At 72.0% G+C, this 12,918-nt stretch carries 11 protein-coding genes; 3 read left to right on the plus strand and 8 right to left on the minus strand.

The window, feature by feature from the left end; translation table 11 throughout:
- Nucleotides 1-81 precede the first annotated feature (81 nt).
- Nucleotides 82-1,461 (plus strand): thrombospondin type 3 repeat-containing protein, encoded by a 1,380-nt coding sequence (locus XM48_RS13205; protein WP_046456291.1) that lies wholly within the window; start codon nucleotides 82-84, stop codon nucleotides 1,459-1,461.
- On the opposite strand, the gene XM48_RS13210 is transcribed toward XM48_RS13205, so the two are convergent.
- The 8 genes from XM48_RS13210 to XM48_RS18620 are packed head-to-tail and all read right to left on the minus strand — an operon-like array spanning nucleotide 1,449 to nucleotide 10,681.
- Entirely contained in the window at nucleotides 1,449-2,738 is a 1,290-nt protein-coding gene (locus XM48_RS13210) for a YibE/F family protein (protein ID WP_046456292.1), read from the minus strand. The genes XM48_RS13205 and XM48_RS13210 overlap by 13 nt on opposite strands.
- Before the next feature lie 46 nt (nucleotides 2,739-2,784).
- Nucleotides 2,785-3,489, minus strand: a complete 705-nt coding sequence (locus tag XM48_RS13215) for a response regulator (protein WP_046456293.1) — start codon at nucleotides 3,487-3,489, stop codon at nucleotides 2,785-2,787.
- Nucleotides 3,486-5,987, minus strand: coding sequence for a DUF4118 domain-containing protein (locus XM48_RS13220; RefSeq protein ID WP_046456294.1), 2,502 nt, complete (start codon nucleotides 5,985-5,987; stop codon nucleotides 3,486-3,488). The genes XM48_RS13215 and XM48_RS13220 overlap by 4 nt, the downstream gene beginning before the upstream one ends.
- A gap of 4 nt (nucleotides 5,988-5,991) precedes the next feature.
- A complete protein-coding gene (gene kdpC / locus XM48_RS13225; protein ID WP_046456295.1) occupies nucleotides 5,992-6,606 on the minus strand; it encodes a potassium-transporting ATPase subunit KdpC in 615 nt (204 codons plus the stop codon).
- 31 nt (nucleotides 6,607-6,637) lie between these two features.
- Nucleotides 6,638-8,785, minus strand: coding sequence for a potassium-transporting ATPase subunit KdpB (gene kdpB, locus XM48_RS13230; RefSeq protein ID WP_046456296.1), 2,148 nt, complete (start codon nucleotides 8,783-8,785; stop codon nucleotides 6,638-6,640).
- Between the two features lie 2 nt (nucleotides 8,786-8,787).
- Nucleotides 8,788-10,461: a potassium-transporting ATPase subunit KdpA gene (gene kdpA, locus XM48_RS13235; RefSeq protein ID WP_046456297.1), complete on the minus strand. Its 1,674-nt coding sequence runs from the start codon at nucleotides 10,459-10,461 to the stop codon at nucleotides 8,788-8,790.
- A complete protein-coding gene (locus XM48_RS13240; protein WP_046456298.1) occupies nucleotides 10,461-10,547 on the minus strand; it encodes a potassium-transporting ATPase subunit F in 87 nt (28 codons plus the stop codon). Before XM48_RS13240 ends, kdpA begins: the two co-directional genes overlap by 1 nt.
- Nucleotides 10,547-10,681 carry a hypothetical protein gene (locus tag XM48_RS18620; protein ID WP_255350871.1) on the minus strand — a complete coding sequence of 45 codons (135 nt, stop codon included), beginning with the start codon at nucleotides 10,679-10,681 and terminating at the stop codon, nucleotides 10,547-10,549. The genes XM48_RS13240 and XM48_RS18620 overlap by 1 nt, the downstream gene beginning before the upstream one ends.
- 188 nt (nucleotides 10,682-10,869) lie before the next feature.
- Here XM48_RS18620 and XM48_RS13245 point away from each other — a divergent pair, with 188 nt between their 5' ends.
- Together XM48_RS13245 and XM48_RS13250 are read left to right on the plus strand one after the other, a co-directional pair.
- Complete coding sequence (locus XM48_RS13245; RefSeq protein WP_156175065.1) at nucleotides 10,870-11,523, plus strand: hypothetical protein; 654 nt, start codon at nucleotides 10,870-10,872, stop codon at nucleotides 11,521-11,523.
- Nucleotides 11,524-11,645: 122 nt separating this feature from the next.
- A complete protein-coding gene (locus XM48_RS13250) occupies nucleotides 11,646-12,275 on the plus strand; it encodes a hypothetical protein (protein ID WP_046456300.1) in 630 nt (209 codons plus the stop codon).
- The last annotated feature ends 643 nt before the right edge of the window (nucleotides 12,276-12,918 follow it).

Raw genomic sequence — 12,918 nt, forward strand, 5'->3', positions numbered from 1 at the left:
CCTGACCTCAGTTAGGATCGTGTGAGCATCTCCCGACCCGCGCCCGCCGAAGGCGCACGCATCCCCCCTCGGAGCCCGCACATGAACTCGAACGACTGCGTTCTCGCCGCGACCGGAACCAGCCTCCCGCTCGGGCCGATCCTGCTGATCGCCGCACTCCTGCTCGTGGTGGGCGCCATCGTGCTGCTCGCGGTCTCGAAGCGCACCCGCGCCGCGCTCGCGACGCTCGCGGTCGGCGCGCTCCTCGTCGGGGCCCTGGGAATGCCGGCCGACCCCGCGCAGGCCGCGAGCGGTTCGGATTCCTGTGCGAAGCCGACGCCGACCACGCCGATCGACCCGGATCCCAAGCCGACGCCGCCCCCGGCCCCGACCCCGACGAAGAAGTTCCCCGACCTCGCGGCTTCCACCGTGTTCCCGAAGGGGGAGCTGGCGGTCGGATCCGAGGGGTCGATCGTGTACACGGTGCGCAACGCGGGAGCCGCGGCCACGACGGCGCCGATCGATGCGACCATCGCGCTCGCCCCCATGTCTCCGTTCGCGCTCGTGTTCGATCATGCGACGACCAGCGCGACCGTCGACGGCAGCACGATCACCGTGAGCAATCCGACGGTCTCGGTGACCGGCACCGGCACCGCGACCAACCCGTTCGAACTGCGCATCGGCGCGGTCCTCGAGCCCGGAGACTCGGTCTCCGTGGCCATCGGGATCCGGGTACCGAAGGGTGCCGCAGGCGCGTCCGGATCGGCCGATCTCTTCATCACGAAGGGTACGGGCGGTGGCGAGCGCCCGGCGACGAACAACCTTGCGACGGCGCTGCTGCGCGCGGCCCAGGCTGCGCAGGGCTGCACGGCGATCAATGACAAGTCCGCGACGGCCGATACCGACGGTGACGGCGTCGTCGACGCCTGCGACCTCGACTCCGACAACGACGGGATCCTCGATAGCGAGGAGGACCTCGACCGCAACGGCAAGTTCCTCGACGACGATACCGAGGGCGACATCCTGGTGACGCCGGTGCTCGGCGACGGCGTGTCCGCCACCTTCGATCTCGACTCCGACAACGACGGGATCCTCGACCTGATGGAGGGGCGTCCGTTCACGCGGGCGCAGATCGATGCGTTCGACGCCGATCGCAACGGCGTGTTCGACGCGGGCCAGGCGTTCGGTGCGAACGGGCTGCTGGATGCGCTCGAGACCGCCCCCGATTCCGGAGTGCTGAAGCCCGAGTTCGTGTCGATCCGCAATACCGACGGAGATGACAAGCCCGACTTCGTGGATCTCACGAGCAACGGGACCGATCTGGACCTCTACGCGATCGGACGGTCCGATCTGGATCTCCTCGGCGGCGGGTTCGTCTCGGTCGGGGTCGACGCGGATCGCGACGGCATCCAGATCGGGGTCGACACGGACCTCATCGTCCGGGGTGCTCCGGCGTCGCCGTACTCGCCCTATTCGAGCTGAGCCGCCGTCTCAGTTCCGGTCTCGACCGGCGGCAGGAACGCCGCCGCGATCCAGGTGGTGATCGGCATCGCGAGCACGAGGCCGATGCTGCCGCAGAGGGTGCGCACGATCTCGGTCACCAGGTCATCGCCGGTCAGCGTCGAGAGCAGCGGCCGGTCGGTCAGGGCGAGCAGGATCAGGACCCCGAGGGATGCGCCGGCGTAGGCGAACACGATCGTGTAGACGGTCGAGGCGATGTGGTCGCGGCCGATGCGCATCGCCCGCTTCGCGATCTCGCCGCGTCCGAGGTGCGGGGCCGCCGCGCGCAGCTCCCAGACCGCGGAGGCCTGGGTGATGGTGACGTCGTTCAGCACCCCGAGCCCGGCGATGATGATCGCGCAGGTCAGCATGCCCCGGAAGTCGATGCTCCCGGCGACGCCCGAGAGCCGCGCCGCGGCCTCGTCGCCGAGCCCGCTGAGCCGCGTCGCGTGCACCGCGAGGGTCGAGATCCCCGCGGTGATGAGGATCCCGCACAGCGTCCCGACGAGCGCGGCCGTGGTGCGCAGGTTGGGGCCGTGCACCGGGTAGAGGATGATGAACACGATCGCGAAGGAGCCGACGATGCCCACCAGCGCACCGGGTGCACCGGTCACGATGGCGGGCAGGACGAAGGCGAGGATCACGCCCCCGCTGAGCGCGAGCGCCCCGAGGGCGAGCAGGCCGCGCAGGCGCCCGACGGCGAGCAGCACCACGAGGAACAGTGCCGAGAGCACGACGAGGGCGAGTCCGCGATGGATCCCCGAGATGCTGTAGCTGTAACGCTCGGACGCCGCTCCGTCGGAGGCGCGCGGGTCACCCGCGGGCGGTTCCGCGCGCGGCGCCCCGAGCAGCTCGACGGTGTCGCGCGGTTGGAGCCCCGACGATGCGAGCGAGCCGCGGGCCGGGACGTCGATCACCCGGCCGGTGTCCGGCCCGGAGGTGATGCCGATCCCGATCGTGAGGCAGGAGCGGTCGGGATCGGCCCCGGATGTCGCGGCACCGGTCCGCGGCTGCGTCCCGTCGCCGCAGCCGGTGTCGACGCTGACGACCTCGCCCTCGACGAAGATGGTGCCCGGCCCCGCGAACGGCACCCGCTCGATCACCTTGGCCGCTTCGCCCGCGTTCGGCCAGAGCAGCGCGAGTCCGAGGCCGGTGAGGAGCGCCACCGCGAGCAGCAGCGGGAGCGCGACCCGGACGGCGGTGCGGGAGTGCTCGAGACCCGTCGGCGGTCGTCCGTGGCCGTGCGCGTGCTTGTCCATAATGATTCTCATTATGGACTATGTCGGTGCTCCGACGCGGACGCCCCTACGCGGCGGTGCCGCCCCCGTCGAGCCGCAGCCGGTACCCCATGCCGGCCTCGGTGAGCAGGTAGCGCGGACGGGCGGGATCCGGCTCGAGCTTCTTGCGCAGCTGCGAGAGGTAGAGCCGCAGATAGCCGGTGTCGGTGACGTGCTCCGAGCCCCAGATGCTCGTGAGCAGCAGGTGCCGGGTCACCAGACGGCCCTCGTTGCGCACGAGGAGCTCGAGCACCTGCCACTCGGTCGGGGTGAGCCGGACCGTCTGCGCCGCGCCGTCGACGGCACGGGTCACGGTGCGCGCGGCGAGGTCCACCGTCGTGTCGCCGAACGAGACCACCGGGGTCTGCTCGGGCTGCGCGCGGCGCCGGGTGAGCGCGCGCACCCGAGCGAGCAGCTCGTCGATCGAGAACGGTTTCGTCACGTAGTCGTCGGCCCCGGCGTCGAGCGCCTCGACCTTGTCGCCGGCGTCGGTGCGCCCCGAGACGACGAGGATCGGCACCTCCGACCAGCCGCGGATCGCCTGGATCACCTCGACCCCGTCGAGGTTCGGCATGCCGAGGTCGAGCAGCACGAGGTCGGGCCGGTGATCGACCGCGGCCCCGATCGCCTCCGCGCCGTCGGCGGCGACGGCGACGTCGTAGCCCTTGGCGGTCAGCGTGATCCGCAGCGCGCGGAGGATCTGCGGGTCGTCGTCGGCGATCAGGATCCTCATCGGGCCTCCTCGGTCGGCTGGTCGGTCAGGCGGGGCAGCGAGACCACCATGGTGAGTCCGCCGCCCGGGGTGTCCTCGGGTTCCAGCGTGCCGCCCATACCCTCGGTGAACCCCTTGGACAGCGCGAGCCCGAGCCCGAGCCCCGTCGAGTTGTCGGTGTCGCCCAGACGCTGGAACGGCACGAAGACGTCGTCGCGGCGCTCTTCCGGAATCCCTGGCCCCTGGTCGACGATCCGGATCTCCACCGTATCGGCGAAGCTGCTGGTGGTCACCCGCACCGGGGTGCGGGCGGGGGCGTAGCGCGCGGCGTTCGCGAGCAGGTTCACGACGACGCGTTGCAGCAGCACGGGATCCGCGAGCACCTGCGGCGCGTCCGGATCAAGGTCGAGCTCGACGTCCGACGGGCCGAGACCGAGCTCGTCGAGCGCGGGCGCGATCACGTCGACCGGGTCGACGGGGATCGGCGCGATGGCGAGCACCCCGGCCTGCAGCCGGCTGACGTCGAGCAGGTCGGTCACGAGCGCGGCGAGCGATCCGAGGCTCTCGTCGGCGGTCTCGAGCAGTTCGGCGCGATCCTCGGGGCTCAGTGCCGATCCCGCTGCGCGGAGCCCGCCGACGGCGGCCGTCGCCGCCGCCAGCGGGCGGCGCAGGTCGTGGCTGAGCGCCGAGAGCAGGGCGCCGCGCACGCGGTCGGAGGCGGCGATCGGGACGATCTCGCTCGCGACCTCGGTGAGCTCGCGCACCTCGAGCGCGGCCTCGAGCTGCGCGGCGAGCACGGTCAGAAGCCGATGCTCCGAGGCGGCGGGCTCGGGACCGTCGAGCTCGAAGCGCGCAGTCGGTCCGACGGGCAGGCTGACGGTCGCGGGGCCGGCGACCGGGATCCCGGAGGAGGCGATGAGCACGTCTCCGTCGCGCAGCTGTGCACCCGTTCGGGCGAACGCCTCGCGCGCGCGATCCACGATCGCCTGCACCGCGTCCTGCCCGCGGATCACGCTGCCCGCGACGGTCTGGATCAGTTCGGATTCGGCGGCGGATCGGCGCGCGGCCCGGCTGCGCCGTGCGGCACGATCGACGACGATGCTGACGAGCACCGCGATGATCACGTAGAGCAGCAGGGCGAGCATGTGCAGCGGGTCGGCGATGGAGACCGTGTAGAGCGGCTGGATGAAGAAGTAGTCGAGCGTGAGCCCCGACAGCACGGCGGCGAACAGCGCCGGCCAGATGCCGCCGACGATCGCGACCACGACGACGAGCAGCTGGTAGCTGAGCACGTCGCTCGTGATCGACTCGGGGCTGCGGGTGAGGCTCAGCGCCCAGGTGAGCAGCGGTCCTCCGGTGAGCGCGACGACGAGGCCGGTGATCCGCCGTTTCGCGGTGAGCGCCCCGCCCCTGCGGGGGAGCGTGCGGCGGCGGCCCGCCGCGGAGTGCGTGACGATGTGCACGTCGATGTCGCCCGACTCGCGGATCACGGTCGCACCGATCCCCGGCCCGGTGAGCGCCGCGGCGAGGCGGCCTCGGCGGCTGACCCCGAGCACGAGCTGCGTCGCGTCGACCGAGCGGGCGAAGTCGACGAGCGCCGTCGGCACGTCGTCGCCGACGACCTGGTGGTAGGTACCGCCCAGTTGCTCGGCGAGGGCGCGCAGCTGCACGAGCTCGCCCGGCTGCGACCCCGCGAGGCCGTCCTGCGCCGTGACGTGCACGGCGATCAGCTCGCCGCCCGAGGATCGCGCCGCGATCCGGGCGCCGCGCCGCAGCAGCGTCTCGCCCTCCGGCCCGCCGGTGAGCGTGACGACCACGCGTTCGCGGGTCTCCCAGGTGCGCTCGATCCCGTGCTGGGCGCGGTAGTCGCGCAGGGCCTGATCCACCTCGTCGGCGAGCCAGAGCAGCGCGAGCTCGCGCAGCGCGGTGAGGTTGCCGAGACGGAAGTAGTTCGACAGGGCTGCGTCGATGCGCTCCGCCGGGTACACGAGGCCGCCCGAGAGCCGGTCGCGCAGGGCCTGCGGGGCGAGGTCGACCACTTCGACCTGGTGGGCGCCGCGCAGGATCTCGTCGGGGATCGTCTCGCGCTGCGCCGCTCCGGTGATCTGCTCGACCACGTCGGTGAGGGAGGCGATGTGCTGGATGTTGACCGTCGAGATCACGTCGATGCCCGCGTCGAGCAGTTCGGCGACGTCCCCCCACCGCTTCGCGTTGCGGGACCCGGGGGCGTTCGTGTGCGCGAGCTCATCGACGAGCGCGACGTCGGGCCGGCGCTCGATCACGGCGTCGAGGTCCATCTCGGACAGGGAGACCCCGCGGTGCTCGACCTGGCGCAGCGGTACGCGGGGCAGCCCCGCTGTCATGCGAGCCGTCGCCGCGCGACCGTGGGTCTCGACCACGGCGATCACGACGTCGCGGCCCTCCGCCGAGAGCCTGACGCCCTCCTCGAGCATGGCGTACGTCTTGCCGACGCCGGGGGCGGCGCCGAGGAGCACGCGGAGCCGTCCCCGTCCGGTCATGCTGCTATCCCTTCGCCGAATCCAACGCTAGGTTCAGCGCGAGCACGTCGACCACAGGCTCGCCGATGAAGCCGAGCGCGCGGTCCTTGGTGTGCGCGGCCACGAGCGTGCGCACGCGCTCGGGAGAGAGACCGCGCTCGCGGGCGACGCGATCCACCTGGATCGCGGCGTACGCGGGGCTGATCTGCGGATCGAGGCCGGATGCGGAGGCCGTGACGGCATCGGCCGGCACCGCGCTCTCGGCGACCCCGTTGAACGCGGCGACCTGCGCCTTGCGCTCACGGATCGCGGTGACGAGGTCCGGGTTCGACGGGCCGAGGTTCGAACCCGACGACGCCCGGCCGTCGTAGCCGTCGCCCGCGGCCGAGGGGCGGGGCTGGAAGTACTGCGGCAGCGGCGCGCCCTTCGCGTCCGAGAAGGACTGCGCGACGAGCGCCGAGCCGACGACCCGGCCGCCGGCGTCGCGCACGAGCGAGCCGTTCGCCTGCGCGGGCAGCGCGATCTGGCCGATGCCGGTGACGACGAGCGGGTAGGCGATGCCGAGCACGATCGTGCAGACCAGCATGGCCCGGATCGCGACCCAGGCCGTGCGGCCGGTGGTGCGGGATGAGACGTTCATTCGATGGCTCCTAGGTCGAGGGGGTCGGGGATCAGAATCCGGGGATCAGGCGGACGACGAGGTCGATCAGCCAGATCCCGATGAAGGGCGCGACCACGCCGCCGAGACCGTAGATCAGCAGGTTGCGGCCGAGCGTCTGCGAGGCGCTCAGCGGCCGGTAGCGCACGCCGCGGAGCGCGAGCGGTACGAGCAGCACGATCACGATCGCGTTGAACACGATCGCCGAGAGCACCGCCGAGGCGGGGGAGTGCAGGCCCATGATGTTCAGCGCGGAGAGGCCCGGGAACACCCCCGTGAACATCGCGGGCACGATCGCGAAGTACTTCGCGACGTCGTTGGCGATCGAGAAGGTGGTGAGCGCGCCGCGGGTGATGAGCAGCTGCTTGCCGATGCGGACGATGTCGATGAGCTTGGTCGGATCGGAGTCGAGGTCGACCATGTTGCCGGCCTCCTTCGCGGCCGAGGTGCCCGAGTTCATCGCCACGCCCACGTCCGCCTGCGCGAGCGCGGGGGCGTCGTTGGTGCCGTCGCCCGTCATCGCCACCATGCGGCCGCCGGCCTGCTCCTTCCGGATGTACGCCAGCTTGTCCTCGGGAGTGGCCTCGGCGATGAAGTCGTCGACCCCGGCCTCGCTGGCGATGGCCGCGGCGGTGAGCGGATTGTCGCCCGTCACCATGACCGTGCGGATGCCCATCGCGCGGAGCTCGCCGAAGCGCTCGGTGAGCCCCTCCTTCACCACGTCCTTCAGATGGATCACGCCGAGCAGACGGCTGGAGCCGCCCGCGTCGCGCACCGCCACGACGAGCGGGGTGCCGCCGCTGCGGGAGATCCCCTCGACGATCCCGTCGAGCTCGGCGCGCAGCTTGCCGGCCGCGGGCGACCCCTCGGCCTCGAGCCAGGCCGCGACCGCGCTGCCCGCGCCCTTCCGGATCATGCCGCCGTCGGGCAGGTCGAGCCCCGACATGCGCGTCTGCGCGGTGAACGGCACGACCTCGCCGACGCCGGCCGCGTCGGGCCGTTCGCCCGACCGCTCCGCGAGCTCGACGATCGACTGCCCCTCCGGGGTGGGATCCGCGAGCGACGACAGGGCCGCGGCCCGGACGAGCTCCCGCTCGTCGACACCGCTCAGCGGCACGAACGCCGACGCGCGACGGTTGCCGTACGTGATGGTGCCGGTCTTGTCGAGCAGCAGCGTCGTCACGTCGCCCGCGGCCTCGACGGCCCGGCCCGACATGGCGAGCACGTTGCGCTGCACCAGGCGGTCCATGCCAGCGATGCCGATCGCCGAGAGCAGTGCGCCGATGGTCGTCGGGATCAGGCAGACCAGCAGGGCGACGAGCACGGTCAGGCTCACGGGGCTCGCCGCGTAGGAGGCGATCGGGTTCAGCGTCAGCACGACCACCACGAAGATGATCGACAGCGCCGCGAGCAGGATCGACAGCGCGATCTCGTTGGGGGTGCGCTGCCGGGCGGCCCCCTCGACGAGGGCGATCATCCGGTCGACGAAGGTCTCGCCCGGCTTCGAGGTGACGCGCACCACGATCCGGTCGGAGAGCACCCGGGTGCCGCCCGTGACCGCGCTGCGATCGCCGCCGGACTCCCGGATCACGGGGGCCGACTCGCCGGTGATCGCCGACTCGTCGACCGACGCGATGCCGTGGATCACATCGCCGTCGCCCGGGATCAGCTCGCCCGCGGTCACGATCACCGCGTCGCCGAGCCGCAGCTCGGAGGAGGGGACCTCCGCCGTCGCCGCGCGCTCGGCGCCGGGATCGGCGTCGGCGTCGTACGACTCGACGCGGTGCGCGACCGTGCTGGTGCGCGTGCGGCGCAGGGTCTCGGCCTGGGCCTTGCCGCGGCCCTCGGCGATCGACTCGGCGAGGTTCGCGAACAGCACGGTCAGCCACAGCCAGATCGCGATCGCCCAGGTGAACGGTGCGGGCACCGCGCTGCCGCCCGAGGCGGCGGGCCCGCCGAGGAACGGCTCGGCGATGGCGAGCACCGTGGTGAGCGCCGCCCCCAGCCAGACCACGAACATGACGGGATTGCGCCACTGCTGGCGCGGATCCAGCTTGCGCACCGCGCCGGGGAGCGCCGTGCGGAACTGCGCGGGTGAGAGCCCGGTGCGCGTGCGCCGGACGGCGACGGCTTCCGGAGCGTGCTGCGTGGAAACGGACATGGCTATCGAAGCCCTTCTGCCAGGGGACCCAGCGTGAGAACGGGGAAGAACGTGAGTGCCGTGACGAGCACGGTGACGGAGGCGAGCATGCCGACGAACAGCGGGCGGTGGGTCGGCAGCGTTCCGGCGGTGGCCGGGATCCGATCCTGCGCGGCGAAGGAGCCGGCGAGCGCGAGCACGAGCGCGATCGGGATGAACCGGCCGAGCAGGATCGCGGTGCCGAGCGCCCAGTCGAGCCACGGCGTGCTCGCGGTGAGCCCCGCGAACGCCGAGCCGTTGTTGTTCGCGGCGGACGTGAAGGCGTAGAGCACCTCGGACGTGCCGTGCACGCCGTGGTTCAGGATCGACGTGCCGGTGACGCTGTCGCGCACCCCGGGGATCGCGAAGCTCAGCGCGGTGCCCGCGAGCACGAGCGTCGGCGAGATGAGGATGTAGAGGCTCGCGAGCTTGATCTCGCGCGGTCCGATCTTCTTGCCGAGGTACTCGGGCGTGCGGCCGATCAGCAGACCGGCCACGAACACCGCGATGATCGCGAGCACCAGGATCCCGTAGAGGCCCGACCCGACGCCGCCGGGGGAGACCTCGCCGAGCATCATGTTCAGCATCGGCAGCATGCCGCCGAGCGCCGTGTACGAGTCGTGCATCGAGTTCACCGCGCCCGTCGAGGTGCCCGTGCTCGTCGTGGCGAACAGCGTGGACCCGATGATCCCGAAGCGCTGCTCCTTGCCCTCCATCGCGCCGCCCGCGAGCTGCGGGGCGGGGCCGTTGCCGCCGGCCTCGAGCATCAGCAGGATCGCGAAGGACGCCGTGAAGAGGAGCGCCATGACGGCGAGCACCGCGTTGCCCTGGCGGGTGTCGCCCACCATGCGGCCGAAGGTGCGGGTCAGCGCGAACGGGATCATCAGCATGAGCACGATCTCGAACAGGTTGGTCCACCCGGTCGGGTTCTCGAACGGGTGCGCCGAGTTCGCGTTGAAGAAGCCGCCGCCGTTGGTGCCGAGCAGCTTGATCGCCTCCTGCGACGCGACCGGACCGCCCGGGATGCTCTGCGTCGCACCGGCGAGCGTGCGCACCTCGGTGAAGCCCGCGAAGTTCTGGATCACGCCGCCGACGAGCAGCACGAGGGCCGCGACGAAGGCGATGGGCAGCAGCACGCGCACGAGGCCGCGCACCAGGTCGACCCAGAAGTTGCCGATCGTGCCGCTGCGGCGGGCCGCGAGGCCGCGCACCAGGGCGATCGCGACCGCCATGCCGACGGCCGCCGAGGTGAAGTTCTGCACGGCCAGGCCGGCCATCTGCACGGCGTAGCCGAGCGTGCTCTCCGGGGCGTACGACTGCCAGTTCGTGTTGCCCACGAACGAGGCCGCCGTGTTGAACGCCAGGTGCTCGGACGGCGCCGGCAGGCCGAGCGCCTGCGGGAGCAGCGGCTGCAGCCGCTGCATGCCGTAGAGCAGCAGCAGGCCGACGAGCGAGAACAGCAGCACGCTGCGCAGGTACGCCTGCCAGGTCTGCTCGGAACGGGAATCGACCCCGAGCAGCCGGTAGGCCCCGCGCTCGACGCGCCAGTCCTTCTTCGAGGTGTAGACCCAGGCGAGATAGTCGCCCAGGGGGCGCACGAGCGCGCCGACGACGAGCGCGACCGTGGCGAACGAGAGGAGCGCGAACCACCAGGCCATCAGAAACGCTCCGGCTTCACGAGCGCGACCACGAGCATCACGAGCACCGCGATGCCGAGGACCGCGCCGACGATCTCGAAGACCATCACAGCTTCTCCACCGCCTTCCCGATCAGACCGACGAGCGCGAAGATCGCGATCGCACCGAGCACGGTGACGACATCAAGCACGAGAGACTCCCAGTTGGTGAGGATCGCGGCCCCGGGGCGGGGTCCGCGCACCGGTCCGCGGCAGGAGGCCTGCGACCGGTGCGAAGCTCATGCAACACCCGTCGACGGGCTCCGGCGGGCGTCCTCACGGAATCCATACGGGCCGGGGCGCGGCGTCTACGGTTTCCATACGGGGATGTGGAGTCCTCGCGGTTCCCGGGCCCGCGGGGTACCGTGGAGGCCACCGATCGGAGCGGATCATGGCCGGAGCAGCGGGTGCACGAGGCGCAGTGCGGCGGCGGAGCACGGGACCCGTGCGGTTCGCGGCGACCGGCCTCGCGGTGCTCGCGGTCCTCGCGGTGACCGGGTGCGCGCAGGCTCCGGAGGCGCCGGTGCGGTCGGCGTCCGCGGAACCGGGCCCGGTCGCGCCGAGCCCCTCGGGAAGCGCGTCCGTCGGATGCGACGCCGCGCGGCCCGATCCCGAGCCGACCGGGATCGCCGACCTGATCATCGGCCCGCTGAGCTACGGCGCGGCCGCCGAGGGGATCCGAACCGCGGACGGGCGGCCCGCCGCCCCCGGGCCCGACGGCATCGTGTTCTACAAGATCGGCACCCGGCTCGCGCTCGGCGCGAGCGCCACCGTCGCGATCGGCGACCCGGCCCGCGCGTACGCCGGGATCCGCACCGAGCAGGGGAGCGACGGCGGATACTCCTCCGTCTCCTACGCAGCGTGCGCGCCCGGCGACCCGCGGATCACCGGGGACGACGCGCCAGCCCCGGTGGGCGTCTGGTGGGTCGGCGGCTTCCTGCTGTCGGGACGCGACTCCGCCTGCCTGCCGCTCGAGATCACCGTCGGCGACGACCCGACCGTGCACCGCGTCGATCTCGCGCTGCCCGCCGGTGCGTGCGGCTGACCGCGCGGCCCGGGGCATGCGGCCCGCCCGGAATGCGACGCCCGGGCGACGCGTTGGAACCCGGCGTAGACTCTCCGCGTCGCGCACCCGTGCGCGACGGAATCCCGACCCAGAGGAGGCGCATGACGCGCGAATTCCAGAAGCCGATGCTGCAGCCGAGCGCCACGTTCGACTGGATCATCGGTGCCGACGACCCCGCGACCACGCACCGCCTCGCGCAGGAGACCTCGTGGGCCCTGCTCGATCGCGTGCGCAGCGTCGCCGACCCCGAGATCGTCGAGCGCGTCGTGCAGCTCGCGAACGGGCGCGGACTCGAGGACGTCGCCGAACTCTGGTCGCACGCGGGCTCCCACTCGCTCGCGGGCGTGCTCTGGCGCCTGTACCTGATCCGTCGCATCGCGGCCGGCGACCCCGAGGGCACCGCCGACCTGTTCCGGCGGGGTGCCGCGGCCGCCGTCACGATCGACCCCGTCGTCGCGGGCGCCGCCGAGCCGGTCACGCCAGAATCGATCGCGGCGCTGTGCGACACGATCCTGCGGGGCGTATTCGCCGGTGACCTCGCCGTCGCGCTCGACCGGGCCGCCGCCTACTGCCGGATCCTCTCGCTCGGCTCCGCCGACCTTGCCGACTCCCGCGACCCCCACGACGACGCCCACGCCGAGCACCTCACCAGGCGCTCGCTCCGCTACGCGACCCTCGCCGAAGAGCTGCACGCCGGCGCTCGCCGCTGGCGCGACGGCAGTCTCGACTGACCGAGCGCGCCCGGGCTGCGCAGCGACTCTTGCGCTCAGCGGTGCCGCGTTAGAATGTTCCTGCCGGGCCGCAGTAACCCCGGGCTCCAAATTCAGCCGCTTCGAGCGGCCTTCCGCCGAGAGGCGTTTCTGCGGTCCGGTTCTTTCATGCCCGGGGCCGATCCGCCCCGGGCCTTTTTCGTGCCCGGACGGTCGTGCTCGTGACCGGGCGTTCGCGCCCCTGCTCGGGCGGTCGTGTTCGCGAGCGAGCGACCCCGACGCCGCACGAAGGCCTGCGTTCTCGGCGAGGATCGGGTCCGCTCTCGACGGTCGGTGCGACGGACGAGGAACGGTGGGCCTCGCGCCGGAGGCTGTCCCCCCCCCCCCCGAAAACACGGATGGGCCCCTCCGCGCGAGGCGGATTCCAGTGGTCGTCGCAACGGTGGAATTCGATCATGACACAGACAGAGCGGCCGCACTCATGATGATCACAAGTACGGCCGCTCTGTCTGTGGGTCCGTCAGCTCTGCGATTGCGGACTCGCGGAGAACTTATGTGCGACCCCAACCCCCTCCTTCGCTAGAAGAGCCAGAACAAACGCCGTGCCGCTCACGAACACGACAGTCATCGGCCAGTACGGGCCATCCCCGCTGAAGCCAGAGAC

This window comes from Leucobacter sp. Ag1, from assembly GCF_000980875.1.
Taxonomy (GTDB): Bacteria; Actinomycetota; Actinomycetes; order Actinomycetales; family Microbacteriaceae; genus Leucobacter; species Leucobacter iarius.

What these genes read in the sequence shown, in the direction of transcription:
- XM48_RS13205 (WP_046456291.1), top strand. Translation starts at nt 82, where the DNA reads ATGAACTCGAACGACTGCGTTCTCGCCGCGACCGGAACCAGCCTCCCG.
- XM48_RS13210 (WP_046456292.1), bottom strand. Translation starts at nt 2,738, where the DNA reads ATGGACAAGCACGCGCACGGCCACGGACGACCGCCGACGGGTCTCGAG.
- XM48_RS13215 (WP_046456293.1), bottom strand. Translation starts at nt 3,489, where the DNA reads ATGAGGATCCTGATCGCCGACGACGACCCGCAGATCCTCCGCGCGCTG.
- XM48_RS13220 (WP_046456294.1), bottom strand. Translation starts at nt 5,987, where the DNA reads ATGACCGGACGGGGACGGCTCCGCGTGCTCCTCGGCGCCGCCCCCGGC.
- kdpC (WP_046456295.1), bottom strand. Translation starts at nt 6,606, where the DNA reads ATGAACGTCTCATCCCGCACCACCGGCCGCACGGCCTGGGTCGCGATC.
- kdpB (WP_046456296.1), bottom strand. Translation starts at nt 8,785, where the DNA reads ATGTCCGTTTCCACGCAGCACGCTCCGGAAGCCGTCGCCGTCCGGCGC.
- kdpA (WP_046456297.1), bottom strand. Translation starts at nt 10,461, where the DNA reads ATGGCCTGGTGGTTCGCGCTCCTCTCGTTCGCCACGGTCGCGCTCGTC.
- XM48_RS13240 (WP_046456298.1), bottom strand. Translation starts at nt 10,547, where the DNA reads ATGGTCTTCGAGATCGTCGGCGCGGTCCTCGGCATCGCGGTGCTCGTG.
- XM48_RS13245 (WP_156175065.1), top strand. Translation starts at nt 10,870, where the DNA reads ATGGCCGGAGCAGCGGGTGCACGAGGCGCAGTGCGGCGGCGGAGCACG.
- XM48_RS13250 (WP_046456300.1), top strand. Translation starts at nt 11,646, where the DNA reads ATGACGCGCGAATTCCAGAAGCCGATGCTGCAGCCGAGCGCCACGTTC.